Consider the following 25,692-nt stretch of genomic DNA (forward strand, 5'->3'; position numbering starts at 1 on the left):
GCACCGTCAACGACCCCGGCCACCGTTTCCGCGATCTTCACTGGCCGGTCTGTGCCACGTCACCCGGGCCGGGCCGAGCCGAGGGCGGCTCGCCTCCTCCGTGGGTGCCCACACCTCACGCAGGTCCCTAGCGGACGGCCTCGAGGATGGCCGTGCGGATCGACGCGCGTAGCGCTCCGTCGGTGACCGGCCGTCCCTCGGCATCGACGACATAGAAGACGTCGACCGCCTCGGCGCCCAGCGTCTCCACCCGGGCGGCGCGGACCTGCATGCCGAACGAGCCGAGGACGTGCCCGATGCGCCAGAGCAGGCCGGGCCGGTCGTGTGCGCGCACCTCCACGACCGTGGCGGTCTCCGACGCGTCGTCGATCATGGTCACCCGGGGCGGCGGCACCGGTACGCCCTTGCGGGGACGGTACGAGCGGGCCCGCCGTTCGAGCCGTTTCTCGACGTCGAGGCGGCCCGCCAGGATCCGGCGCAGGTCGACCTCGAGCGCGGCCGGGTCCGGGCCCGAGCCGTAGTCGGGCACCGCGATGAACTCCAGCAGCGCCGTCGTCCCCTCGGCCCCCACGCCCCACGACACCGAACGGGCGCCGCGGACCGCGAGGCGGTGGAGCGCGAGCACGCCCGCGGCCTGCCACAGCAGGCCGGGCCGGTCCGGCGCGACGATGGTGATCTGTGATCCCACGACGCGTACGGCTCCGCCGCCGTGCCGGGCGAGGGCGAGCTGTTCGGATGTGGGCTCCGGTGCCACCTGCGGAGGGGCGCCCGCGAGGACGCCGGCCACGCGGCGGGCCAGTTCGGCGACGAGGCCGGCCTTCCAGGAACCCCATGCCGCGGGCCCGGTGGCCAGGCCGTCGGCGATCGCGAGGGCGGCGAGCGTCTCCAGTACGACCGGGTCGCCGACCGCCTCGGCCACCGTCTCGATCGTCACCGGGTCGTCGAGGTCGCGTCGTGTCGCGGTCTCCGGCAGCAGCAGGTGGTGCCGTACGACGGCCTCCAGCACACCGACGTCGGCCGTGTCGAAGCCGAGGCGCTCCCCCATGTCGCGCGCCATCACGGCGCCGGTCTTGGAGTGGTCGCCCGGCCAGCCCTTGCCGATGTCGTGCAGGAGCGCGCCGACGAGCAGCAGGTCGGGGCGGGCGACGTCGCGAGTGTGCGCGGCGGCGCGCGCGGCGGTCTCCACGAGGTGGCGGTCGACGGTGTAGGTGTGCACCGGGTTGCGCTGCGGCCGGTTGCGTACGCGCTCCCAGTCGGGCAGCAGGCGTTCGATCAGCCCGACCTGGTCGAGCGCCTCCCACACGCCGATCGCGGGCGGGCCCGCGCCGAGCAGGGTGACGAGCGCGTCGCGTGCCTCCGGCGGCCACGGCACCGGCATCGTCGGGGTCTCCCTGGCCAGCCGCTCGACCGTCGAGATCGCCAGCGGCAGGCCCGCCTGCGCCGCGGCGGCCGCGGCGCGCAGGACGAGCGTGGGGTCCTTGGTGGCGTCGGCCCCGAGGGCCAGCACGACCTCGGAGTCGTGTTCGACGACCCCGTCGGCGAGCGGCCTGCGTACGGGCCGTCCGGACGGAGAGCAGAAGCGGTCCACCGCGCGCCACATGTGGTCGACGGCGAAAGTCACGGTGCGGGCCGCCTCCACCACGGCGCGCAGCAGCACCTCCGCGTCGAGCAGGCCCAGCGCGCCGGCCACCGTCTCCTGCTCCTGGAGGACGAGACGATCGCCCGCGCGGCCGGTGGACGCGTGCAGGGCGTGCCGCACGTCGAGGAGCAGGGAGTAGGCGTCCTTGACCCGGTCCGTCGGGGCGGGGGCGACCCATGCGGCGGCGACCGCCTGGATCGCGTGTACGTCGCGCAGCCCGCCACGCGACTCCTTCAGGTCCGGCTCCAGCAGGAACGCGAGCTCGCCGTCGTCCTCCCACCGGCGCCGGGTCAGCTTCCGCAGCTCGGGCAGACGGCGCCGCGAGTCGGCACGCCAGTCGGCGAGCACCGCCTCGCGTACCTGCCTGGTCAGCTCCGGGTCGCCCGCCACGTGCCGGGCGGAGATCAGTCCGGTCGCCGCCTTGAGGTCCTCGCGCGCGACGGCGCGGCCCTCGTCGGGCGTACGTACGGAGTGGTCGAGGCGCAGCCCCGAGTCCCAGATCGGGTACCAGACGCGATCGGCGAGCGCGGCGATGTCGGGCCGGCCACGGTGGAGGAGGACCAGGTCGACGTCGCCGCCCGGCGTGAGCTCGCGGCGGCCGTGGCTGCCCACCGCGAGCAGCGCCACGTCGGGCTCGGCGCCGACCAGCCGTGCCAGCGTGCGGTCGAGCTCGTCCGCACGCTCCGCACGCTCGGCGTGCAGCCGCGCACGTGCGTTGTCCTGCTCCGTCGAGGCCGGCACGACGGCAGGGCCCGGCTGGGCCAGCGCCTCAGCCGGGCCTTGCCCTCCCCCGATCGTGTCCGTCACCCTTACAGCGCCTCCGGCCCGGTCTCACCGGTACGGACGCGCACCACGGTGTCGACCGGGACCGACCAGACCTTGCCATCGCCGATCTTGCCGGTCTGCGCCGCCTTCACGATCACATCGACGATGTCATCGGCGTCCTCGTCGTCGACGAGGACCTCGACGCGGAGCTTGGGTACGAGGTCGACCTTGTACTCCGCGCCCCGGTAGACCTCGGTGTGTCCGCGCTGGCGGCCGTACCCGCTGGCCTCGCTGACCGTGAGGCCGTTCACACCGAACGTCTCGAGCGCCGCCTTCACGTCGTCGAGCTTGAACGGCTTGATCACCGCCGTGACGAGTTTCATGCCTCAGCCTCTACCTTCGTGTCACCGGGCTTCTCCACGGGTTGCCCGCCATTGTCGCCCTTCAAAGCAGCGATGATCCCGCCGCCGCCGGCGCCGCCGAACGCGCCGCCGATCTCGTACGCGGTCTCCGCGTGGACGGCGAAGTCGATGCCGGACACCTCGTCCTCATCGGTGATCCGCAGACCCATGATCTTGTCGAGGATCTTGCCGATGATCCAGGTGAGGACGAAGGAGTACACGCCGACCATCACGACGCCGATGGCCTGCTTGCCGAGCTGGCTGAAGCCGCCGCCGTACAGGAGGCCGGCCGGTCCGTCGCCCTTGGCCGGCGTCAGGATGCCGGTCACGGTCGGGGTGGCCAGGAAGCCGATCAGCAGGGCGCCCGCCGCGCCGCCGACCGCGTGCACACCGACGACGTCGAGGGAGTCGTCGAAGCCGAACTTGGACTTGATGCCGACCGCGACGGAGCAGAGCGCACCGGCGACGAGGCCGACGACGATCGCACCGAGCGGGTTGACCGAGGCACAGGCCGGGGTGATCGCGACGAGTCCGGCGACCGCACCGGAGGCCATGCCCAGCGCGGTGGACTTGCCGTAGCGGAACCTCTCCACGATGACCCACGCGAGCGCCGCGGCGGCCGTCGCGACCTGCGTGTTCATGAACACCACCGACGCCTGGGCGTTGGCGGCCAGTGCCGAGCCGGCGTTGAAGCCGAACCAGCCGAACCACAGCAGACCGGCGCCGAGCAGCACGAACGGGACGTTGTGGGGGCGCATCGGCTCCTTGGGCCAGCCGACACGCTTGCCGACCACCAGAGCCATGGCGAGACCGGCCATACCGGCGTTCAGGTGGACCGCGGTACCGCCCGCGAAGTCGAGCGCGCCGATGTGGTCGGCGAGGAAGCCACCGTCCTTGGTCGTCGTCAGGTCGCCGAAGAAGAAGACCCAGTGGGCGACCGGGAAGTAGACGACCGTGGTCCAGATGGCCACGAAGGTGCACCAGCCGCCGAACTTCACGCGGTCGGCGATGGCACCACTGATCAACGCGGGGGTGATGATGGCGAACATGAGCTGGAAGGAGGAGAAGGCCAGCTCCGGCGAGGTGCCCGACGCCGAGATCAGCGTGTCCTTCAGCCCGACCCGGCCGAACCCGCCGATGAAACCATGGTTGCCGACGTCTTTGGCGAACGCGAGGGAGTAGCCGTAGAGGACCCACAGCACGCTGACGATGCCGATCGTGGCGAAGTTCATCATCAGCATGTTGAGGACGCTCTTGGACCGGGTCATACCGCCATAGAAGAACGCCAGACCCGGGGTCATGAGAAGCACAAGAGCTGAGCTCGCCAACAGCCAGGCGGTGTCGCCTGAATTCAACATTTTGAGAACGTCCGGCGGCATGCGGCGTCCCTTCGGGTGAGGTGGTCGATACTGCTCTGGAGCTTCGAGCAGCACCGTTTCACCTACGGGGCATGAGTGTTTCGCCGGTGTGAAACCATGCCCGCCCATGTTTCCGCCGTGTTTCAGAACGCTTATCGCCCATTTACCCCGAAGACCGACGCTCGCCGCCTGGGCGGCCACGGGGTGCCGGAGAGCGCGCGGGCGTGCGTACAGTGAGATGGCAACTTCGCAGGTCAGCACTACCAGAAGCGCGGCGGGTACAGGTCTTCATGGTGATGCGTACCTCGGGTCGGTGGCGGGAGCGCGGGCTGCCGGCCGAGGTGACGAGCTTCGTGGGGCGTCGGCAAGAGATGGCCGACGTCAAACGCCTGCTGTCCGCGTCCCGGCTGGTGACGCTGACCGGTGTGGGCGGGGTGGGCAAGACCCGGCTGGCCTACCGGGTGGCAGGCGAGCTGTGGCGGGTGTTCCCGGACGGCGTGTGGCTGGTCGAGCTGGCCGAGCTGGAGAACCCCGAACTCCTCACGCACACCGTGTCCGAGGTGCTCGGGATCGAGGACCGCTCCGGGCGGCCGGCCATGGGGGTCCTGACCGAGCATCTGCGGGACATGAACGCGCTAATCGTCCTGGACAACTGCGAACACCTCCGGCCCGCGTGCGCCGCGCTGGCCGAGACGCTGCTGCGGAGCGCCCCCTCCGTGCGGATCCTCGCCACCAGCAGGCAGCTCCTCGGCGTCACCGGCGAACAGGCGCTGACCGTCCCGGTGCTGCCGCTGCCCGCCGCCGCGAACTCCGCCGAGGCCGCCGCGCAGTGCGACGCGGTGCAGCTGTTCGCCGACCGGGCGCAGGCGGTGCTGCACGACTTCACCGTGACCGAGGAGAACCACGACGTCGTCGAGCGGATCTGCCGCCGCCTCGACGGCATCCCGCTGGCGATCGAGCTCGCGGCCGTACGCCTGCGGGCGCTCTCCGTCCAGCAGCTGCTCGACCGCCTGGACGACCGGTTCCGGCTGCTGGAGTTCCGTACCTCCACGGCGCAGCCGCGCCATCGGACCCTGTGGGCGCTGATCGACTGGAGTTACGCCCGCTGTACCCCGCAGGAGCGGTCGCTGTGGGCGCGGGCCTCGGTCTTCGTCGGCGGCCTGGACCTGGAGGGTGCCGAGGCGGTCTGCTCCGGCGACGGCATCGCGCCCGAGGACGTACTGGACCTCGTGACCGGGCTGGTGGACAAGTCGGTGTTCGTCACGGAGGAGAACCAGCTCGGGATCCGCTATCGGCTGCTCGAGTCCCTGCGGGAGTACGGCCGGGAGCGGCTCGCCGAGTCCGGCGAGGCGGAGGAGGTGCACCGTCGCCACTGCGACTACTACCGCCGGATGTGCTCCGACACGCTCGTGCGGCCCGGCGCCTCGCAGCTGACCATGCTCGCCCGGGCGAAGCTCGAACGCGGCAATCTCCGCTCGGCCATGGATTATTGCTTCAGCGGGCCCGAACGCGCCGCCAACGGCCTGCACATGGCCGCCGACCTGCGTAATCACTGGCTGAGCGGCTATCTCGGCGAAGGCCGCCAGCGGCTGGCGCAGGGACTGGCCCTGCACCACGCGCCGGACGATGCCCGCGGCCGTGCACTGGTGATCGACAGCTGGCTGGCCGTGGTCGACGGGCAGCCCGACATGGCCGACCGGATGCTCGACGAGGCGCTGGAGATCGGGGAGCGGCTGGGGCACGGCGTGATCCTCGCCGACGTCGCCCTCCAGCGTGGCCTGGTCGCGCTGGACCGGGGCGACGCGGCGACCGCGATCACGCTCTGCCGGAACGCGGCCGAGCAGCAGCGCGCGAGCGGCGACATCATGGGCCGGATCCGGGCGCACCTGTGGCTCACCGGCGCGCTCACTCTCGGCGGCGAGCTCGAATCCGCCGTCTCCGCCGCCGAGGAGGGCATCGTTCTGTGCGAGGCCAACGGCAAGGGGCTCTACCGGGCGCACCTGCTGACCATGCTCGGCATCACGCTCTGGCGCCGGGGCGAGACCGTACGTGCCGGCGAGCTCGTGATGGAGAGCCTGGCGGTCCACCGCGTGCTCGGCAACCCTCGTGGGATCGGGCTCAACCTGGCGGCTCTCGCCTGGATCGCCGCGGCGGAGGGCCGGTACGAACGCGCGGCGCGGCTACTGGGGACCTTTGGGACGTTCTCGCAGGAGCCCAGGTCGCGACGGGCGGTCGGGGCGCAGGTGGCCGGATACCGGCATCTCCGCCGATACCAGGAGCAGTGCGTGGCCGACCTGCGGCTCGTGCTCGGGGACGCCGACTTCGAGAAGCTGGTACGCCACGGCACGCTGCTCGACGTCGACCGCGCGCTCGCGTACGCGCTGGAGGAGACGGCGGAGGAGGACGTCGCGCCGGCGGAGTCCGTGAACGGCGAGCGTTCTCCGCTGACCCGCCGGGAGACGGAGGTGGCCCGGCTCGTCGGCCGGGGCCTGACCAACAAGGAGATCGCCGCCGAGCTGGTGATCTCCCAGCGCACCGCCGAAGGTCATGTCGAGCACATTCTGGGCAAGCTCGGGTACGGCTCACGATCACAGATCGCGGTCTGGATCAGCAGGTCCACCGCCCGGTCCTGAAACCGAACGCTGGGGCCGGCGCAGGTCCTGGCCTGTGCCGGCCCCAGCGTTTCCCTCGGCGGCGCATAGGGGGGACGCCGCCCAGAAGGCGTCGCGCGCGGTCACGACGCCGGTACGGTGACGGCCGCCCGGGGGAACGTCGCCACAACGTCTCAGAGAGTGCCCGAAAGAGCGCCCCGAGCGAAGCGGGAGAAATACCTATACGGGTACGTATCTAGGTGTACGTATCCCGATCAGTCGCCCAGAATCGCCTCGACGAAGGCATCCGGGTCGAAGGGGGCAAGGTCATCGGGCCCCTCACCGAGGCCGACGAGCTTGACGGGAACGCCGAGCTCGCGTTGCACGGCGATGACGATGCCGCCCTTGGCGGTGCCGTCGAGCTTGGTCAACGCGATGCCGGTGACGTTGACGACCTCGGCGAAGACACGTGCCTGCCGCAGGCCGTTCTGCCCCGTCGTCGCGTCGAGGACCAGGATCACCTCGTCGACCTGTGCCTGCTTTTCGATCACCCGCTTGACCTTGCCGAGCTCGTCCATCAGCCCGGTCTTGGTGTGCAGCCGGCCCGCGGTGTCGACGATCACCGTGTCGACGGCGCCCGCGATGCCCTGCTTGACGGCCTCGAACGCGACGCTCGCCGGGTCCGTGCCCTCCGCCTTGCGTACGACCTCGGCGCCGACCCGTGATCCCCAGGTCTGCAGCTGGTCGGCCGCGGCGGCACGGAAGGTGTCGGCGGCACCGAGCAGGACCGTACGGCCGTCGCCGACGATGACCCGCGCGAGCTTGCCGCATGTGGTCGTCTTGCCGGTGCCGTTGACGCCGACGACGAGGATGACCGCAGGCTGGTTGCCGTGCGGCTCGGTGCGCAGCGTCCGATCCCAGTCCACGCCGAGCTGGCCGAGCAGCTCCTCCTTGAGCATCGCGCGCACCTGGACCGGGTCCCGCGAGCCGAGGACCTTCACCTTCGTCCGCAGGTCGTCCACGATCTGCCTGGCGGGCACGACCCCGACGTCCGCGGTGACCAGCGTGTCCTCGATCTCCTCCCACGCTTCGTCGTCGAGGGCGTCACGGGACAGCAGCGCCAGCAGGCTCTTGCCCAGGGCGTTCTGGGACCGGGACAGCCGCGCGCGCAGGCGTACGAGACGTCCGGCGGAGGGCGGCGGAAGCTCGATCTCCGGCGCCGCCGGGGCGACCGGGACGTCGACGGGTGGAGCCGCGGTCGCGACCTCGTCGTCGTCCAGGACGGCCGTGCCGCCCGCGGAGGTCTCGGGCGGCGGAGCTGTACGGCCCCGGCCGCGGCCGCGCAGCAGAAAGAATCCGGCGGCGACGACGGCGAGCACGACGATCGCGATGGCGAGGATCAGGTATTCCATAGCGTGTCCCAGTGTCGCAGAGGCCGGGGACGCTCAGCGCGGGCGGGGCAGCGGCGTACGCGCGCCGGGCGTGGAGTCGTGCTCCGAGTGATCCCACTCCTCCACGTTGCGCAGCAGGGCCTCCAGGTAGGACCGCAGATGCGTGCGGTAGACGTCGCTGAAGGTCCGCAGGTAGGCGATCTCGCTTTCGAGGTTGCGCCGCTCGTCCTCCGACAGGGGCTCGGAGGACGGCTTGACCTGCTCGGCGGCGGTCGAGGCCTGGCGATGCGCCTCGTCCAGGACCAGTACGGCCCGCGCCTTGGCCTCGGCGAGGATCTCGTCCCTGCCCCGGCGCGCCTCCTCGGCGATCTCCCGGCTGTAGCGCTGGGCGTCGGCCACGTAATGGTCGGCGGTCTCCTGCGCCTTGGACAGGATGCGGACCGCCTGGATGTGGGCGTCCTCGGCCTGTACGGGCGAGAAGCCCTGCGGGTTACCGGTGATCCGGTCCCGCAGCCGCCCGACCTCGTGCTGCATCGCGGCCTTCTCGTTCAGGACGCGGACCAGCTCCTGTTCGACCTGGCCGAGGAAGGCGCGTACCTGGTCCTCGTCGAAACCGCGCCGGCCGAGCGGCGCGCGCCGGAAGTTGACCGCCTGCAGCTCGGCGGGGGTCAGGCGCTGAGCTCCGGAAATGTCTGGTGAGTTCATCGCTCTCCCTATGCGTCCGCGAACTTGTCCGACCGGATCCGGTCCATGCCGAGCCCGAGGCCCACGAGCCGTTCCACGGTCGCGTCGACCATCGCGGGTGAGCCGCATACGTAGGCGTCGTGGTCTCTCCAGAGGCCGTACCGGGCGACCACGTCGGCCAGTACGCCCTGCTCGGCCTGTTCGGCTCCGTCGGCCCCGCCTTCGGACACGGCGGGCACCACGGTGAGCCAGGGACTGTCGGCGGCACGTTTGGTCAGGTCGGCGAGGTCGTAGAGTCCGTCGGCGGTGCGCGCGCCGAAGAACAGGTGCACCCGCGGCGGTGCGGGACTGCGGGCGATCCGTTCGAGGATCGCCTTGAGCGGCGCCAGGCCCGTACTCCCGCCGATGAGGAGGACGTCGCGGCCGGACCGCTCGTTGAAGGTCATGGTCCCGACCGGCGAGCCCAGCTTGAGCCAGTCACCGGCACCGGCGGAGCGCACCAGGACGGGACTCACCGGGCCGCCGTCGACGAGCCGTACGTGGAAGTCGAGCGTGTTGTCGTGCCGGGGAGCGTTGGCCATGGAGTAGTAGCGCCACATCCGCGGCCGTACCGGCACCTCGACCGCCACCGACTGCCCGGGCAGGTAGGGCAGCGGCCGGTCCGTCACGACGCGCAGGACGGCGAGGTCGAACCGGCGGCGCTCGTGCGCCACGATCTGGGCGTTCCACCAGGCCGGGCGCTGCTTCGCGTCCTCGTCGGCGGCCTCGACCATGACGTTCGCCAGGAGGGTGTAGGCATCGCCCCAGTCGCGCGCGAGTGCGTCACTCCACGCGGCGCCGGAGAAGTAACGCAGAGTGGCGATCAGACTCTGGCCGACCTCGGGATAATGCAGCGCCTCGACACCGAATTTCCGGTGGTCAGCGCCGAGTTGACGAACGAACGGAACGACTTCTGGCAGGTTGTCCACCTGCGCGACCACGCGGCCGAGTGCACTCAACAGACGGTCACGCTGATGGCTCATTCCGATCGGGAACATCTCCCGTAGACCGGGGTTTCTCAGAAACAAGTCCGAGTAAAAGAACAATGCGACAGCATCGCCGTGCTGTGCGACCTGCGCAAAGTTATCTTTCAATGCCTGGGCATCCACACGTTCTCCTGAGGGACGGTCTTGCGCGCGAGCGGGGCGCCGGCGGGGATCGGCGCCCGGGTCCGCGCTACCGCTCGCCGCCCGCCTGCACCATGACCTCGGAAACCACGCCGTACGCGGCTGTCCAGTCCTTCTCCAGGTCGGGGGTCCATGCGTCGCCGCTGAAGTGGCGGAGGGTCGCGATGAGGCTCGCGCCGACCTCCGGGTAGTCCTCCGCGGTGACCCCGAATCCGGAGTGATCGCTTCCCAGTCGCTGAAGGTAAGGAATCAATTCCTCAGTGTTATCCACCCACTCCACGATCTGCGCGAGTGCGGCGAGAAGTACCTTGTGCTGCTGCTCCATGGAGGCCGGGAAAAGCGATCGGTATCCCGGATTACGCTCGAACAAATCTGCGTAAAAGTAGTCAGCCACTTCCAGACCGTGATCGGCGACCAGCGCGAAGTTTTCCTTGATTCGTTGAGCGTTCATGTAGTCCCTTCCGTTTCCGAAGACCTCAATTCCTAACGACTCACACGACCTTGCGCAAGGGTTACGCACGGTTAACTAGGGACAATTGAGACGGCAGGGTCGTAGCCTGGGAATTCGTGAGATAGAGGACTCGCCCGGTCGGCCTGGATGTCCCGGGCAAGAGGCCGGGATGGCGCGGCGGACGGCCCCCGAATGAACCCGGCGGGCGTTTGGAACGTGCCCAGGATCACGTGAACTCGTGAATCCCGAGCCGCAGCGCACGCCTGGACGGAGGCCTCCCGCCCCGCCCGTCACGCGAGTCGGCGGCCCGCCGTCACGTACGGGCCGGACGCACCCGCCACGATCCACACAGCCGCCCCGGCTCACTCAAACGGATGCGGCGCGACAGATCGACTCGGGCCAGGCCGACTCGGTCACGCCGGCTCGGGTCAGGCGGGTTCGGGCTCGCGGAGGCGTTGGCTGATGACCTGGGTCACTCCGTCGCCGCGCATGCTCACGCCGTACAGGGCGTCAGCGCCCTCCATCGTGCGCTTCTGGTGGGTGATGACGATCAGCTGTGAGGACTCGCGGAGTTCTTCGAAGATGCCCAGCAGGCGCTGGGTGTTGGTGTCGTCCAGGGCGGCCTCGACCTCGTCCAGCACGTAGAACGGGGACGGGCGGGCCTTGAAGATGGCGACCAGGAAGGCGATCGCCACCAGGGATCGTTCTCCACCGGACAGCAGCGACAGGCGCTTGACCTTCTTGCCCGGTGGGCGGGCCTCGACCTCGATGCCGGTGGTGAGCATGTCCTCCGGCTCGGTCAGGGACAGCCGTCCCTCTCCGCCGGGGAACAGCCGGGAGAAGATCCCTTCGAACTCCCGTGCGGTGTCCTCGTACGCCGAGGTGAAGACCTGTTCGACCCGCTCGTCGACCTCCTTGACGACCGTGAGCAGGTCGCGCCGGGTCTTCTTGAGATCCTCCAGCTGGGACGTCAGGAAGGCGTGCCGCTCCTCCAGCGCCGCGAACTCCTCCAGCGCCAGGGGGTTGACCTTGCCCAGCTGGGTCAGCTGGCGTTCGGCCTGCTTGGCGCGCTTCTCCTGCACGGCCCGGTCGTACGGTGCGGGCACGGCGTCTTCGGGGGCGTCCGGCGCCGGGGGGACGAGCTGGTCGGGGCCGTACTCGGAGACGAGCACGTCCACCTCCAGTCCGAACTCCTCCATCGCCCGCTCCTCCATCTGCTCGAGGCGCAGCCGCCGCTCGGCGCGTGCCACCTCGCTGCCGTGCGCGACGTTGAGGAGCCTCTCGTGCTCGCCGGTGAGCTCCCGTACGCGCGTGCGGACGGTCTTGAGCTCCTCCTCGCGTGCGGCGCGTGCCTGCTCGGCGGCCTCGCGCTCGGCGACCGCCGCGGCGATCGAGACCTCGATGCGGGCCAGTGCCGCGCGTGCGCCGGTGACGACGGCCTGGGCGACCCGGGCGTCGTGCGCGCGACGCTCGCGGCGTTCGGCGGCGCGGGCGCGTTCGGCGCGTTCCTCGTCGGCAGCGCGCAGCAGTGCGTCGGCGCGGCCGGTGATGGCGGTGACGCGCTCCTCGGCGGTACGGACGTTGAGGCGCGCCTCCATCTCGGCGGCGCGCAGCTCCTGGCAGTGGTCGGTGAGTTCGTCGCGGCGGGCGGAGTCCTCCTCGTCGTCCGACAGCGGCTCGGCCTCGGCGGCCTCCAGCCGCTCGCGCAGCCCGGCGTGGGCCTCGGCGTCGCGTTCGCGTGCTTCTTCGGCGGCGCGTACGGACGAGGACAGGCGTTCGGTCTCCTGGCGGGCGGCCTGCGCCGCGGCCTGGAGCCCGGCCACGTGCCTGGCCTCCTGTGCCGCCTCGGCGGCGGCCTCACGGAGCTTGGCGCGTACGCGGTCGAGTCCGGCCTGCGCGCGGTTGACGCCGGCCTGCGCCTCGCCGACCGCCGCCTGTGCCGCCTCCAGGACCGCTTGGGCGCGCTGCTCGGCCGAGACTGCCTCCTCCAGCGCCTCGGCGGTGTGCTCGGCCCTCTCGCGTGCCGCGGCCAGGCGTTCGGCCGCCTCGTCGCGTGCGGCGCGCATCTGCAGCGGGCTCTGCCGACCGCCGCCACCGCCCAGTGCCCAGTGGGCGCCGAGCAGGTCGCCGTCGCGGGTGACCGCCCGCAGCGCGGGCCTCTCGCGTACGAGCGCGGTCGCGGCGGACAGGTCCTGCACGACCACGACGCCGTCGAGGAGGTGGTGGACCGCCGAACGCACCGACTCCGCCGCGTCGACCAGGTCGGCCGCGTAGCGGGCGCCGCCCGGCAGAGCGGCGCGGTCGCCGTGGGCGGAGGGCCCGTCGCCGACCACGAGACCGGCCTGCCCCGCGTCGTCGGCGCGTAGCAGGGCGAGCGCCGATGACGCGGTGTCGAGAGAGGCGACGGCGACGGCCTCGGTGGCCGCGCCCAGGGCCGCGGCGACCGCGACCTCGGCGCCCGGCTCGACCGACAGAAGCGCGGCGAGCGTGCCCAGCACGCCGTCGAGGCCGGCGGACAGGAGTACCTCACCGCCGTCCACGGCACTGCCCAGGGTGAGATCGAGGGCCTCGACCCGCGCCTGCAGCGCGGTGAGCTCCTTCTGCGCGGACTGGTCGGCCCCGCGGGCCGCGCCGACGCGCTCATGCGCCTCGCGTACGGCGCGACGGGGCTCGTCTACCGCGTCGCGTGCCTGTTCGGCGGACTCCTTGGCCTGTTCGAGGATCTCCTGTACGCGTTCGTGCTCGGCGGCCAGCTCCGGGTCCTCGGCCGCCTGCGTCTCCTGTGACGAGTATTCGGCCTCGGCCACCCGCGCGCGTTCGCCGGCGGCGGCTCGCGCCTCGTTGAGCCGGCCGATCTCCGCCTCGGTGGCCTGCATCTTGCTGCCCAGCGCGTCGACCTGGCCGCGCAGCCGCGCCAGGCCCTCGCGACGGTCGGCCGCGGCGCGGGCGGCGGCCTGCAGGCGGCGTTCTTCGGCCTCGAGCGCGGTCTCCGCCTCGGACCGCTCGCGTACGGACTCGGCGAGCATCTCCTCCACGGCCTCCAGGCGCGCGGCGAGTACCTCCTCCTGCTCGCGTACCTCGGCGGCCTCGCGCTCCATGTCCTCGGGATCGCGGCCCCGGCGCTCCTCCCCCTCCGCCTCGACGGCGTGCCGGTGGCGCTCGGCGGCGACCTCACCGACGCCGCGCAGGCGCTCGCGGAAGGACGACAGGGAGTACCAGGTCTCCTGGGTGCGGACCAGCAGCGGCGCCTGCTCGGCGGCCTCGGCCTCCAGAAGGGTCTCCCTCTGCTGGGCCTGGCCGAGGGCCTCCTCCACGGCCGTGTGCCGCTGGCGTACGGCGGCCTCGTCGAGGGTCTCCTGCTTGAGCCGCCCGCTCAGCGTCACGAGGTCGTCGGCGAGCAGGCGGACCCGCGCGTCACGCAGGTCGGACTGGATCACGGCGGCCCGGCGGGCGATCTCCGCCTGCCGGCCGAGCGGTTTGAGCTGGCGGCGCAGCTCGGTGGTGAGGTCCTGGACGCGCGTGAGGTTGGCCCCCATCGCGTCCAGCTTGCGCAGGGCCTTCTCCTTGCGCTTGCGGTGCTTGAGGACGCCGGCCGCCTCCTCGACGACCGCGCGGCGCCCCTCGGGCCCGGAATGCAGAATCCGGTCGAGCTGCCCCTGACCGATGATCACGTGCATCTCGCGACCGATGCCGGAGTCCGACAGGAGTTCCTGAACGTCGAGCAGGCGGCAGGAGTCACCGTTGATCGCGTACTCGCTCTGCCCCGACCGGAACATGAGCCTGCTGATCGTGACCTCGGTGTAGTCGATCGGCAGTGCGCCGTCGGTGTTGTCGATGGTGAGGAGGACCTCGGCGCGGCCGAGCGGCGGGCGCGACGACGTGCCCGCGAAGATGACGTCCTCCATCTTGCCGCCGCGCAGCGACTTGGCGCCCTGCTCGCCCATCACCCACGAGAGCGCGTCGACGACGTTGGACTTGCCCGAGCCGTTGGGTCCGACGACACAGGTGATGCCCGGTTCGAGACGCAGCGTGGTCGAGGACGCGAAGGACTTGAAGCCACGCAGCGTGAGGCTCTTCAAGTACAAGCGTCTACCGATCCTTTCCGCGACCGTTCGATGCCGGCCCGTGAGATTCGGGAGGCCGGCCGGGCTTGGCCTCTGCGAACGATACCGGCCGAGACCCCGAACCCGGCGTAGCACCGGCCATCTGACATCCCCAAATGTGCCACGATCGATCCTGATGCGTGGTCTGTCCGGGAGAACCACCCCGCCCGGCGGCTCCGGCGTCCCGCCCCGGCGACCACCGGCCACGACGGATCAGGAAATGGCCTCTTCTTCGGTCGAACGCCCGTTCTGGCGCCGCCTATCGACGCCCTCAACGGGAGCGGACGGAAATTCCCCGCGCCATCGGGCGATCGGCTGACCTGGGGGCGAACATGATCACACGTGCATTTCCGAAGTGATTGCCTCACCGTTGCGGTCAAGGAACAACCTTTGGTGAAGCACGCCGGATGTTAATTCGAGGCAGCAAAAAGGGACGTCATGATCGACGTCCCTTTTAAGGAGCGGTCTGACCGTTAGGTCAGAGCCGGTTCGCGGTCGTTGGCGCTGAGCGCCATGACTTCGTTGTCCGCGACCGCCGCGAGCGTGTCGTTCTCGGTCTGGAGCCGTACGAGCTCGGCCTCCAGGTCACGGACACGTTGCTGAAGGCGCCGCATCTCCGCAACCATGCGGGGGTCCGGACCGCCGACGTGGCCGAGTAGAGCCTTCGCCATGATTAAGGGTCCTCCACGCTGAGTGACCAGCAGGAATGATCGCGCACATGAGAGCCGAAATGATGCGCGTAACAACTAGGGTCGCACCGGCTGGAGAGCCGGTCAAGACAGATGTCACAGACGCGTAACAACCTGCCTATCCAAGTTTAGCAGACTTCCCAGAGCGATCACCGTTCGACGAAGCCGCGAAGATCGCCACGCGGCTCCGTCCATCGCTCCACAACGCCGTCGACCATTCCCGGCGTCTCCCCGCCGCGCAACAGGGTGAGCAGCCCGTCACAGGCCGCCCGGGGGCCTTCGGCGATCACCTCGACCCGGCCGTCCCTGAGGTTGCTCGCCGAGCCGGCCAGACCGAGCTCGAGCGCCCTGGAACGTACCCACCACCGGAAACCCACACCTTGCACGTGGCCGCGCACCCACGCGGTCAGCCGAATCTGGTCCTCCACGTTCCGGGATCCTAGTCCCGCGAGAGGACCCGGCCATACGCCGATAGTTGCGACAAAAGACCCACGGCAAGGACCGCACGGAAGGCTCGCGGCCGGGCGACGGCGGCGATCGAGATCCGTCCGGCGACGCCGTCACCACGCACGGGAGGGCCCCCCGGGCGGTCGTCTAGCACCGCGGTCGAACCCGGACAACCCCGCCTGACGGAACGCCCGTGACCGGACCCGGACGCATGCGGAGCGTCGAAAAGCCCCTTAAGGGGCTGTCTCGAAGTCCCGATCCGTAGCGAGCGGCGTCCACGCGGCGCGTCGCAAGGCGGAGGAGGGAATCAGCCCGGTACCGGCCGGCGACCGACGACAACGCGGCGAGGGCGCCGCCTGGGCGCCGCGCAGCGGGACCTCGGATGAGGCCCTGAGGGCGTGCCGGAACCCGCTGAACGTCAGTAGCGCCCGCGGCGAGGGCGGGGCTGGCACCGGGGACAGGTGTAGGACGAGCGGTTCATGAACGCGTCACGCCGGACCGGGTCGCCGCAGCGGGGGCACGGCTCGTCCTCCCGGCCGTACACGTTGAGTGACCGGCCGAAGTAACCGCTCTCTCCGTTGACGTTGACGTACAGGCTGTCGAAGGACGTGCCGCCCGCCGTCAGGGCGTCGCCCATGACCTCGCGGGCGGCCGTCAGCACGCGCCGCGCCTCGGGCCGCGTGAGAGTCTCGGTGGGCCGTGCCCAGTGGAGCTTCGCCCGCCACAGCGCCTCGTCGGCGTAGATGTTGCCCACGCCGCTGATCAGCGACTGGTCGAGCAGCGCGCGCTTGATCCCCGTACGGCGCCGGCGGAGTGCGCGCAGGAACGCCTCCTCGTCGAAGGCCGCCTCCAGCGGATCCGGGGCGATGTGCGCGATCGGCAGGGGCACCCCGTCGTCCGTGGTGCCGGTGAGCATCAGGTGACCGAAGGTGCGCTGGTCGACGAAGCGCAGGTCCAGCCCCCCGTCGGTGAAGGTGAACCGGGCGCGCAGATGCTTTTCGTAGGCCCGGTCCGGCTCACCGACGATCAGCTGGCCGCTCATGCCGAGGTGGGCCAGGAACGCCTCGTCGTCGCCGACGGGCAGCCACAGGTACTTTCCCCGCCGCCGCGCGCCGGACACCAGGCGCCCGGTCATCCGGGCGGCGAGGTCGGCCGGGCCCTCGACGTGGCGGCGCGCCGCGCGCGGGTGGAGGACGGTGGCGGACTCGACGGTCCGGCCGGCCACCCAGCGTTCGACTCCACGCCGTACGACCTCGACCTCGGGCAGCTCGGGCACGGGTGTTCTCCTCTTTCCGGCTGTGGCGGGGGATGTCCGGCGCGTCAGTTGCCGGCAGAGGAAGAACGCTCGCGGATCGTCGTCCATGCCGCCTCGGCCGCCTGCTGCTCGGCCTCCTTCTTGCTGCGGCCCTCACCGTGGCCGTAGGCGACACCACCGACGGCGACGACGGCGCGGAAGCTCTTCTGGTGGTCCGGGCCGCTCTCCTCCACGTGGTACTCGGGCACGCCGAGCTCCTCGGTGGCGGTCAGCTCCTGCAGCGAGGTCTTCCAGTCGAGCCCGGCGCCCAGGCTCGCCGACCGGATGATCAGGGCGTCGAACAGACGGTGCACGAGGGCGTCCGCCGCCTTGAGGCCCTGGTCGAGATAGACCGCGCCGATCACGGCCTCGAGCGTGTCGGCGAGGATCGAGGCCTTGTCGCGGCCCCCGGTCCCCTCTTCGCCGCGGCCGAGGCGGATGTAGGCGCCCAGGTCGAGCTGGCGTGCCACGCCGGCGAGCGCCCGCATGTTGACGACGGCCGCGCGCAGCTTGGCGAGCTGGCCCTCGGGCAGATCCGGATGGCCGTTGAACAGCGTGTCGGTGACGACCAGGCCGAGCACGGAGTCGCCGAGGAACTCCAGCCGCTCGTTGGTCGGCAGCCCGCCGTTCTCGTACGCGTAGGAGCGGTGGGTCAGGGCGCGTTCGAGCAGCTCCGGGTCGGGCCTGACACCGAGCGCGGCCTCGAGCGCGCTGCGGTCGGTCATGGAGTGGTCCGGCTTCACGCGGCCCCCCGGGTCAGGGAGGCGGCACAGACAGAATTCACGGTCTTCCTCCGCGGAAGGTTCCGCGAGAGCGAGGTACACGCCGGGTCGTTCCCGGCGTCCGCCACGGCCTCGGGCGAGTCTTCATCGCGAGACGGGCGGGGGCGGCACTGCGCCGCCCCCGGAACGTCCTCAGGCCACGTCGATGACCTGACGGCGGTTGTAGGTGCCGCAGGTCGCGCACGCGGTGTGGGGCAGCTTCTGGTCGCGGCACTGCGGGCAGCGCACAAGCGTGGGAGCCTGGGTCTTCCACTGCGAGCGACGGTGCCGCGTGTTGCTGCGCGACTTCTTCCGCTTTGGTACGGCCACGTCAGCCCTCCTGGTCTTCTTGTCGTTGATCCAACATGCCCTGCAATGCCGCCCACCGAGGGTCGACGGCGTCGTGATGGTGGTCCGGACCGGCATCGGCCAGCCGGACCCCGCAGTCCGTGCACAGACCGGGACAGTCGTCCCGGCACAGCGGGGACAGCGGCAGTGCTAGCACCATCGCGTCCCGTACCACCGGTTCGAGATCGATGAGATCTCCCTCGAGACGGCGTTCGTCTTCGTCCGCGCTCTCGCCGGAACGAGTGTCGGAGTAGACGTAGAGCTCCTGGAACTCCACCTCGATCGACGAGGTGAGGGGATCCAGGCAGCGCGCGCACTCTCCTGCGAGAGACGCACGCGCCGTGCCCGAGACGAGCACGCCCTCCATCACCGCCTCGAGCCGGAAGTCCAGCTCGATCTCGGTGCCCTCGGGAACGCTCACCATCTCGACGCCGAGATCCGCCGGAGCCGGCACGGCGTAGGAGTCCTTGCGCATCGATCCCGGACGGCGGCCCAGTATGAGCGTGTCGATCACGAATGGGTCGCGGGGATCGATGCGAGTCAGGTTCTTCCTGCTTCCGTGAGGCATGGCGCATCACCGTCGTCTGGCAAGGTCGATTGGAAAGGGTACCGAATGCAGGCCCGTTCGCCCAACTCGGCGGGGTGCGGGCCCCCGGTCAGGACTCGGAGAAGCGCCGCGTGAGACGGCGCTGGACGGGCTCGGGCACCAGCCCGGACACGTCCCCACCGTACTGCGCGATCTCCTTGACCAGGCTGGAGGACAGGAACGAGTAGAGCGGGTTGGTGGCCATGAACATGGTCTCGACGCCGGCCATCTGGTGGTTCATCTGGGCGATCTGCAGCTCGTAGTCGAAGTCGCTGACCGCCCTGAGCCCGCGCACGATCACCGGGATGCCCCGCTCGCGGCAGAAGTCCACGGTCAGCCCGTGGAACTTCTCGACGCTGACGTTGCCGTACTCCTTGGTGACCTCGCCGATCATCTCGACGCGTTCTTCGACCGTGAAGAGGCTCTTCTTGGAGATGTTGATCAGCACGGCGACGACGACCTCGTCGTAGAGGCGCGACGCTCGGCTGATGATGTCGAGGTGTCCGTTGGTGACGGGATCATACGAACCCGGACAGACAACACGGCGCACGAGGTGAGTCCCCTCTGCAAGGAAGTCGTCAGTGGCCTGCGGCGTGACCGTACCAAAGTGTCCCCTCGCCGTAACGACGGGCCCTGCTCTCCGCGTACCCCGCCGGCCAGCGGACGGGCTCGCCGCGCGTGGCGCGTTCGACGGCGACGAGCGCCTCTGGCGCCAGCCAGCCGTTGTCGCGCAGCGCGTCGAGCATCCCGATGACGGTCTCCGCGGTCACCGCGTACGGAGGGTCGGCGAAGACCAGGTCGTACGGCTCGGGGGGAGCCTGCCGGAGCACGCGTTCGACGCGGTCGGTGACCAGCTCGGCTCCGGGCAGGCCGAGCGCCTCGACGTTTTCCTTGATCACCCTGGCGGCGCGGGCGGACGACTCGACGAGCAGCACGTGGGCGGCACCGCGGGACAGGGCCTCCAGGCCGACCGCCCCGGACCCGGCGAACAGGTCGGCGGCGCGCAGGCCGTCGAGGTCGCCGAGCAGCGAGTGGACGGTGGCGAACAGTCCTTCGCGGGCGCGGTCACTGGTCGGCCTGGTGTCACGGCCGGTGGGCACGGAGATCCGCCGGCCGCCGGCGGTTCCTGCGATGACTCGGGTCACGCACTCAGTGTGGCGCAGAGTGCGTCGCGGACACGGATGCGCCCGTCCGCCGCTCGCCAGGGTGCCCACTCAGCGCTGTGAATCGCTGACAGAACGCCGTCGATCGGCGTTCCAAAACGCTACTTGACGTGACAAACTGATCGCTACCTGTATGGCAGGGCTTCCCGGGACATGTGGTGGTGCGGATGACATTGCGGCGCCTTGTGACAAGGCGGCGGGAGGCCCGTACTCACCGTGCCCGGCTGCCTCCACCCGGCACGTGGTTACGTTCGCCGCCCCTCCGACCTGGAGATTCCTCAATGCGAAAAAGCGTGAGACTGGTCACGACCGCGGGCGTGACGGTCCTGGGCCTCACCGCCATGAGCGGGATGGCCCAGGCCGACACCGGCGGGCTCAAGCTCCCCGTCGACCTGACCGGTCCCCTGGCCAAGACCGGGCCCCTCGGCAAGACCGTCGACGGCGTGGTGAAGCAGGCGACGTCCGGCCCGCGGCGCTCGGCAGGTCCCGGCCTGCGCGTGAACCTGCCGGTCGACCTGCGGCTGGGCGCCCCCGCCCGCAAGCCGGGCAGGCCCTCCGCGCCGGCGGTGCACGCGGGCGTGAAGGCGTCGGTCAAGGTCGCCCCTCTGTCGGTACGTGCCGACGTGAGTCTCCGTCTGTGCGCCCAGCCGCCGCGGGAGTGCGTGCCCAATCCGCCCAGCCCGATCCCTCCGACGCCGCCGGCACCGCCGGTTCCGCCCACTCCCCCGCCGACGCCTCCGGTCGGGATGCCCCTGACGCCCAGGCAACCCGCTGAGGCCGCCCCGGCCACGGGCTCCCTGCCCGCCATCGGAGACGACCTGCCGTTCACGGGCGGCCCGATCGGCGCGCTCACGCTGCTCGGCGCGACCGCCGTGCTGTCCGGTGCCGCCGGTATCGCCGCCTCGCGCCGCAAGCCCGCCGGCGACGCCTGACGACGCGAGAAAGGGGCGCTCCCGTGCGACGGGGCGCCCCTTTCGACCGCCCGGAAATGTCCCCCGCGCGGCGCCCCGCTCAGTAGTCGAGGGCGACGGCCCCGTCGCTGAGCCGGCCGACCACCGCGTCGAGGTCCTCGGCATGGATGAGGGCGCCCCGCAGCCCGTACACGAAGGCGGCACCCTCGAAGCGTTCCCTGGTACGGCGCAGGCGCTCGGCCCTGTCCGGGTCGTCGCCGACGAGGTCCTCCGCCCCGGGCACGTCGACCACCAGGAACGGCCGCGGCCCCACGTCGGCGATCCGCAGCCGCGACACGCGATCCCAGGGGACGAACACGTCGTAACCGCGGCGGGCGAACACCCGGAGCCGTACGCCGTCGGCGGTGAAGACGGGAGGGTTCCGAAGGAGCCGGAACTCCCCGCGGGCGAGCAACGCCATCACGGTGGCCGAGGCGAGCAGGCCGAAGGCCAGCACCGGGAAGAAGACGAACACGAGTGTGGCGACGGGCTGTCCGGACAGAGGACCCATCGTGGCCAGCAGATATCCCACCATCACCAGGACGACGAGCGCTCCGGCGGCCGAGACGCCCGCCACCGTCGCGGTCAGGTACGCGGGCGCGGCGGCGACAGGAAGAGGGAAGTCGCTCTTCTGCTCCACTGCGGGAGGGTAACCGGATCCGCCCCACTCCTGCCACGTCCCGCGCCGCGTACCCCGCCGAAGATCACCGTAGGTTCGCGGTCAGAGCTTGCGGCCGACGCCGCCGATCGCCCAGACCATTTTGGGATCGACGCTGGGGCCGGCCGGGCCGGGCCGCCACGCGGGCAGGCGGACGATCCCGGGGTCCGCCATGTCCAGCTTGTCGAAGTACGGCTCGACCTCGGCGCGGCTGCGAATGTCGTGGCGCCGTGGCGCGCCGGAGAGGTCCTTGGCCTGGTACATCGCGGCGATCTGCTCGGCCACCTGGGGCCGGCTGTCGGAGATCGGGTGGGAGATCACCATCCAGCTCCCCGAACTGATCGCCTGGCGCAGGCGGGCGACGATGTCGAGTGCGACCTCGTCTTCGGGGATGGCGGTGAAGGCGGAGACCAGCAGGATCGCGACGGGTTCGTCGAGGTCGATGAGGTGGCGCAGGCCCGGGTGGGCGAGGATCTTGTCGGGCTCGCGCATGTCGGCCTGGATCACGCCGGTCCGCTCGTCGCCGGCGAGGATGGCGCTCGCGTGGCTGACCACGACCGGGTCGATGTCGACGTACACCACACGCGATTCCGGCGCCGCGGCCTGGGCGACCTCGTGCGCGTTGTTCTGGGTCGGCAGGCCACAGCCGATGTCGACGAACTGCCGGATGCCCTCATCGGCGAGGAAACGCACCGCCCGCCCCAGGAACTTGCGGCTCTCCAGGGCCATCATCGGCAGCTCCGGCGCCAGGGCGATGGCACGCTCGGCGGCCTCACGGTCGGCGGCGAAGTTGTCCTTGCCGCCCAGCAGGTAGTCGAGCACACGCGCTTCGCTGGGTGTACGAGGATGGAAGCCGGCAGAGGCACGCGTCGTGTCCGCCATACCGTCACCTCCTGAAGATCTCCTGCGATGGCAGGGTATCCAGGGGGGTCCTGATGTTTCGTACGGATCTCACATAAAAGACGACGTTTCGCTCATCTTGTTCGGCGTGGTCATCACACTCCGGAGGCGCCGCGAACGCCGCGTCACCATCGGCGGCCGTCGCCGGCCGGCCGCCCTTGCCATCGCCGTCGGCGCGCTGGAAGATGCCCGCGACAGGCCTCGGCGGCACCCGGGCTCGCAGGGGAGGAGGCTTGGTCCATGTACCCCGGCTTCACGCACCCCGCCGACACCGGTGACCCGGTGATCGGCCAGATGCTCTCGACCCTGCTCCTGCGCTCCCATCTGATGGCGCCGGGAACCCTGGCGGATCACCTGGCCGAGGCGGCCCGGCCGCTAGGTGTGTCGGAGGCCCGGATCTATCTGGCCGACCTCCAGCAACACCGGCTACGGCCGATGCCCGACGGCTCAGGCAGCGGAGCCGAACCCCTCGACATCGAGTCGACGACGGCCGGGCGGGCCTTCCAGACGGTCACCATCCAGTCCGCCGAGATCGAGCACGTGGCAGGCCAGGACGGCCCGTTCCGGCTCTGGGTCCCGCTGCTGGAGGGCGTGGAGCGGCTGGGCGTGCTGGAGCTGTGCTTCACCCGTGACGGCGGCGAGGCGAGCACCCGGCTTCTCGACGACGTCAGCGGAAAGATCAGCGCGGCGACGCTCGAGAGGTGCCGGATACTCGCCTCGCTCACCGGCCTCCTCATCGCCAGCAAGGGCACGTACAGCGACATCTACACCGAGATACAGCGCAGCCGGGCCATGGCACTGCAGGCGGAGATGGTCTGGGCCTTCATGGCCCCGCGTACGTTCGCGACCAGCCGCGTGCAGCTCGCCTGCGCCCTGGAGCCGGCCTACGAGGTCGGTGGGGACGCCTTCGACCATTCGCTGATCGGGGACCGCTTCCACGTGTCGCTCTTCGACTCGGTGGGCCACGATCTGACCGCCGGTCTGATCTCCAGCGTCGCGATGGCCTCCTGCCGCACCACCCGCCGGACCGGCGGCGGCCTGACCGACATCGCGGTCCGCGCCGACGAGGCCATCGCGAACGAGTTCGGCGCCTCCCGGTTCGCCACCGCGCTCCTGTGCGACCTCGACATCGCCAGCGGTGAGTTCGCGTGGCTGCCCTGCGGCCACCCGCCTCCGCTGCTCATCCGCGGCGACAAGGTCGAGGAGCTCACTCGCCCGCCCTGCCTCCCGCTGGGACTGGCCGAGATCGACGCCGACCTGGCCGCGCGCGGCGGGACGATCGGCGGCGGGACGATCGGCGGCGGGTCGTCCGGCGACGGGTACAGCGGCGCACCGGTCGCCGGGTACACCGAGCAACTCCAGGCGGGTGACCGGCTCCTCCTCTACACCGATGGGGTCATCGAGGGACGCGACGACGACGGCCGTCAGTTCAGCACAGCGCGCCTCAGCGACTTCGTCATCCGCCGGAGCGCGGAGGGCATGGCGGCGCCGGAGATCCTCCGCAGCCTCAACCGCGCGGTCCTCGACCACCAGCGCGGACGCCTCTCCGACGACGCGACCGTGATCCTGGTGGAATGGATGCCCAAACGGTCTGGAGACCGGCTCACCCTTCAGACCATGCGCACCTGATTTCTTCTGCCTCACGGTTTAACCCCGCGCTTTTCGAGGCGGCCGGCGCGGGGCGGCGGGCGCGATATGAATTGTGGATACGTTGCGTCATGAGGAGCCGACGGCGATGGTGCCGGGGTCGAAACGCGTCCAGCTTCCGTATGCCGGGTCCCCATTCTTTGGCGAAGTCTCGCTCTCGAAGCCGCCACATCCTCCTGATCCGCCCTGACCACGATGTTGCGCCGCGACCAGCACGGGCAGGGAGAACATGACCAGGCTCGGCCGTCGAAGATCGCCGTCACGCGCGTACCGATCACGCGGCCGACTTCGTTCCGTTCGACATTGAGGAGAGAGCAATGGGTAGCGCGGACAAAGCCCGCAACAAGGGCGAGGAGATGAAGGGCAAGATCAAGGAGACCACGGGCAAGGCGGTCGGAAACGAGGAAATGGAGGCCGAGGGCGAAACCGACCAGGACAAGGGCAACATGAAGCAGGCCGGCGAGAAGATCAAGGACGCTTTCAAGGACTGACCGGTCCGGCGCGTCAGGATCCGTCTCCGGGGAGGTGGACCCTGACGCGCCCCGGGCCGTCAGACGGGTGCGACGCCGGGGTTGCGCAGGTGCTCGTACACCACGCTGGTACGCACGTCGGCGATCTCGGGGCGCTGGGTGAGGCGGTCGATGACGAAGGCGTACAGCCGATCGTTGTCCTCGACGGCGACATGGATGAGGAAGTCCTCGGAGCCGGAGACGACGAACACGCCGACCGTCTCGGGAAGGGTGCTGACCCAGTCCCGGAATCCCTCGATGTTGCGGCGGGACGGCGGCCGGATGCGCACGGCGATCAAGGCCTGGACCGACCGGCCGATGCTACCGAGGTCGACGTCGAGCAGCGCTCCCCGGATGACGCCGCGCTGCCGCAGCCCGCGCGTTCGGTCCAGCGCGGTGGTGGGCGAGACGCCCACGGCGGCGGCGATGTCCCGGTTGGTGCGCCGTGCGTCCACCTGCAGTTCGCGCAGGATCGCCGTATCAAGTTCGTCCAGTCCCGCCATCGGACACCTCGCGCCGAATTAAATACGGATTATTTTACTTACAGTATCTGGATATCTACGCTCGGGTGCCAGTTGACGCACTAGTGGAGATCCTGATGCCTAATCCTCCTGACGAAGAAGCAGTCATCCCGGGCTTCGCCCCCGACGAGGTCGTCACCGACCGGCCGACCCGGTCCGCCCGGCTGAAGTGGATCGTGATCGTGGACGAGACCCTGCCGGGTGGGCTGATGGTCAACGCGGCCGTCTGTGTCGCCGCCGCGACCGGCGCCCAGGTCGAGGGGCTGATCGCCCGGGGTGGCACGGATGCCTCGGGAGCCTGGCACCCCGGCCTGCCCTGGGCGGGGTGCACGGTCCTCGGTGCCACACCGGAGCTGCTGGCCGAGACCCGCGCCAAGGCCGTGTCCGCCGCGAACCTCCTGGTCATCGACATGCCGGCGGCCGCGCAGACGAACCGCGTCTACGACGGCTACCTCGACGAACTCTCCACGACCCCCGCCGAGAAGCTGGCCGTCGGCGCGGTGAGCGTCATCGGACCGCGCAACCGCGTCGACAAGCTCGCCAAGAGGCTCACCCTGCTGTCATGAGCCCAGAGCTCGTTCAAGCCGGCGCCCAGCGGGCCTCGGCCCCGTACGCCGACGTCCGGGGGCGCTGGTCGGCGCGGTGCGGTGTAACGGCGGTCGGCCGCCCG

The 25,692-nt window shown here is 70.6% G+C and carries 24 protein-coding genes; 5 read left to right on the plus strand and 19 right to left on the minus strand.

The window, feature by feature from the left end:
* Window positions 1-127: 127 nt before the first annotated feature.
* The 3 genes from FB559_RS03490 to FB559_RS03500 are packed head-to-tail and all read right to left on the minus strand — an operon-like array spanning window position 128 to window position 4,184.
* Window positions 128-2,446, minus strand: coding sequence for a [protein-PII] uridylyltransferase (locus tag FB559_RS03490; protein WP_141953170.1), 2,319 nt, complete (start codon window positions 2,444-2,446; stop codon window positions 128-130).
* Between the two features lie 2 nt (window positions 2,447-2,448).
* The gene (locus FB559_RS03495; protein ID WP_141953172.1) at window positions 2,449-2,787 is read right to left on the minus strand and encodes a P-II family nitrogen regulator; all 339 of its coding nucleotides are present in this window, start codon (window positions 2,785-2,787) and stop codon (window positions 2,449-2,451) included.
* Entirely contained in the window at window positions 2,784-4,184 is a 1,401-nt protein-coding gene (locus FB559_RS03500; RefSeq protein ID WP_342780910.1) for an ammonium transporter, read from the minus strand. Before FB559_RS03500 ends, FB559_RS03495 begins: the two co-directional genes overlap by 4 nt.
* Before the next feature lie 332 nt (window positions 4,185-4,516).
* On the opposite strand from FB559_RS03500, the gene FB559_RS03505 reads away from it, so the two are divergent.
* On the plus strand, window positions 4,517-6,796 hold the full coding sequence (locus tag FB559_RS03505; protein WP_246121334.1) for a LuxR C-terminal-related transcriptional regulator: 2,280 nt from the start codon (window positions 4,517-4,519) through the stop codon (window positions 6,794-6,796).
* A gap of 233 nt (window positions 6,797-7,029) precedes the next feature.
* Here FB559_RS03505 and ftsY read toward each other — a convergent pair whose 3' ends face one another.
* The 13 genes from ftsY to rsmD all read right to left on the minus strand — a co-directional run bounded on the left by ftsY (window position 7,030) and on the right by rsmD (window position 19,819).
* Window positions 7,030-8,166: a signal recognition particle-docking protein FtsY gene (gene ftsY, locus FB559_RS03510; RefSeq protein ID WP_141953178.1), complete on the minus strand. Its 1,137-nt coding sequence runs from the start codon at window positions 8,164-8,166 to the stop codon at window positions 7,030-7,032.
* 33 nt (window positions 8,167-8,199) lie between these two features.
* Window positions 8,200-8,850, minus strand: a complete 651-nt coding sequence (locus FB559_RS03515; RefSeq protein WP_185792023.1) for a DivIVA domain-containing protein — start codon at window positions 8,848-8,850, stop codon at window positions 8,200-8,202.
* 8 nt (window positions 8,851-8,858) lie between these two features.
* Entirely contained in the window at window positions 8,859-9,977 is a 1,119-nt protein-coding gene (locus FB559_RS03520) for a globin domain-containing protein (RefSeq protein ID WP_141953183.1), read from the minus strand.
* Window positions 9,978-10,044: 67 nt separating this feature from the next.
* Window positions 10,045-10,446 carry a globin domain-containing protein gene (locus FB559_RS03525; RefSeq protein WP_141953185.1) on the minus strand — a complete coding sequence of 134 codons (402 nt, stop codon included), beginning with the start codon at window positions 10,444-10,446 and terminating at the stop codon, window positions 10,045-10,047.
* Window positions 10,447-10,874: 428 nt separating this feature from the next.
* Window positions 10,875-14,531, minus strand: coding sequence for a chromosome segregation protein SMC (gene smc, locus FB559_RS03530; protein ID WP_141953187.1), 3,657 nt, complete (start codon window positions 14,529-14,531; stop codon window positions 10,875-10,877).
* Window positions 14,532-15,022: 491 nt separating this feature from the next.
* A complete protein-coding gene (locus FB559_RS03535) occupies window positions 15,023-15,220 on the minus strand; it encodes a hypothetical protein (RefSeq protein ID WP_141953189.1) in 198 nt (65 codons plus the stop codon).
* A 167-nt stretch (window positions 15,221-15,387) separates the two neighbouring features.
* Window positions 15,388-15,666, minus strand: a complete 279-nt coding sequence (locus tag FB559_RS03540; RefSeq protein WP_185792024.1) for an acylphosphatase — start codon at window positions 15,664-15,666, stop codon at window positions 15,388-15,390.
* A gap of 437 nt (window positions 15,667-16,103) precedes the next feature.
* Complete coding sequence (mutM, locus tag FB559_RS03545; RefSeq protein ID WP_141953194.1) at window positions 16,104-16,961, minus strand: bifunctional DNA-formamidopyrimidine glycosylase/DNA-(apurinic or apyrimidinic site) lyase; 858 nt, start codon at window positions 16,959-16,961, stop codon at window positions 16,104-16,106.
* A gap of 44 nt (window positions 16,962-17,005) precedes the next feature.
* On the minus strand, window positions 17,006-17,704 hold the full coding sequence (rnc, locus tag FB559_RS03550; RefSeq protein ID WP_141953196.1) for a ribonuclease III: 699 nt from the start codon (window positions 17,702-17,704) through the stop codon (window positions 17,006-17,008).
* A 189-nt stretch (window positions 17,705-17,893) separates the two neighbouring features.
* On the minus strand, window positions 17,894-18,070 hold the full coding sequence (rpmF, locus tag FB559_RS03555) for a 50S ribosomal protein L32 (protein WP_141953199.1): 177 nt from the start codon (window positions 18,068-18,070) through the stop codon (window positions 17,894-17,896).
* A gap of 1 nt (window position 18,071) precedes the next feature.
* Window positions 18,072-18,656, minus strand: coding sequence for a YceD family protein (locus FB559_RS03560; protein ID WP_141953201.1), 585 nt, complete (start codon window positions 18,654-18,656; stop codon window positions 18,072-18,074).
* A gap of 88 nt (window positions 18,657-18,744) precedes the next feature.
* Window positions 18,745-19,224 carry a pantetheine-phosphate adenylyltransferase gene (gene coaD, locus FB559_RS03565; RefSeq protein WP_141953204.1) on the minus strand — a complete coding sequence of 160 codons (480 nt, stop codon included), beginning with the start codon at window positions 19,222-19,224 and terminating at the stop codon, window positions 18,745-18,747.
* Window positions 19,225-19,252: 28 nt separating this feature from the next.
* Complete coding sequence (gene rsmD / locus FB559_RS03570; protein ID WP_141953206.1) at window positions 19,253-19,819, minus strand: 16S rRNA (guanine(966)-N(2))-methyltransferase RsmD; 567 nt, start codon at window positions 19,817-19,819, stop codon at window positions 19,253-19,255.
* A gap of 311 nt (window positions 19,820-20,130) precedes the next feature.
* Here rsmD and FB559_RS03575 point away from each other — a divergent pair, with 311 nt between their 5' ends.
* The gene (locus FB559_RS03575) at window positions 20,131-20,769 is read left to right on the plus strand and encodes a hypothetical protein (RefSeq protein ID WP_141953209.1); all 639 of its coding nucleotides are present in this window, start codon (window positions 20,131-20,133) and stop codon (window positions 20,767-20,769) included.
* 79 nt (window positions 20,770-20,848) lie between these two features.
* On the opposite strand, the gene FB559_RS03580 is transcribed toward FB559_RS03575, so the two are convergent.
* On the minus strand, window positions 20,849-21,427 hold the full coding sequence (locus FB559_RS03580) for a hypothetical protein (RefSeq protein ID WP_141953211.1): 579 nt from the start codon (window positions 21,425-21,427) through the stop codon (window positions 20,849-20,851).
* An 81-nt stretch (window positions 21,428-21,508) separates the two neighbouring features.
* Complete coding sequence (locus tag FB559_RS03585; RefSeq protein WP_141953213.1) at window positions 21,509-22,327, minus strand: SAM-dependent methyltransferase; 819 nt, start codon at window positions 22,325-22,327, stop codon at window positions 21,509-21,511.
* A 258-nt stretch (window positions 22,328-22,585) separates the two neighbouring features.
* Between FB559_RS03585 and FB559_RS03590 the strand changes: the two genes are divergently transcribed.
* Window positions 22,586-23,974, plus strand: a complete 1,389-nt coding sequence (locus tag FB559_RS03590; protein ID WP_141953215.1) for a PP2C family protein-serine/threonine phosphatase — start codon at window positions 22,586-22,588, stop codon at window positions 23,972-23,974.
* Between the two features lie 335 nt (window positions 23,975-24,309).
* Window positions 24,310-24,483 (plus strand): CsbD family protein, encoded by a 174-nt coding sequence (locus FB559_RS03595; protein ID WP_141953217.1) that lies wholly within the window; start codon window positions 24,310-24,312, stop codon window positions 24,481-24,483.
* Between the two features lie 59 nt (window positions 24,484-24,542).
* On the opposite strand, the gene FB559_RS03600 is transcribed toward FB559_RS03595, so the two are convergent.
* The gene (locus tag FB559_RS03600) at window positions 24,543-25,004 is read right to left on the minus strand and encodes an Lrp/AsnC family transcriptional regulator (RefSeq protein ID WP_185792025.1); all 462 of its coding nucleotides are present in this window, start codon (window positions 25,002-25,004) and stop codon (window positions 24,543-24,545) included.
* A 95-nt stretch (window positions 25,005-25,099) separates the two neighbouring features.
* Between FB559_RS03600 and FB559_RS03605 the strand changes: the two genes are divergently transcribed.
* The gene (locus tag FB559_RS03605; RefSeq protein ID WP_141953220.1) at window positions 25,100-25,588 is read left to right on the plus strand and encodes a DUF2000 domain-containing protein; all 489 of its coding nucleotides are present in this window, start codon (window positions 25,100-25,102) and stop codon (window positions 25,586-25,588) included.
* Window positions 25,589-25,692: the final 104 nt, after the last annotated feature.

Source organism: Actinoallomurus bryophytorum (genome assembly GCF_006716425.1).
Lineage (GTDB): Bacteria > Actinomycetota > Actinomycetes > Streptosporangiales > Streptosporangiaceae > Actinoallomurus > Actinoallomurus bryophytorum.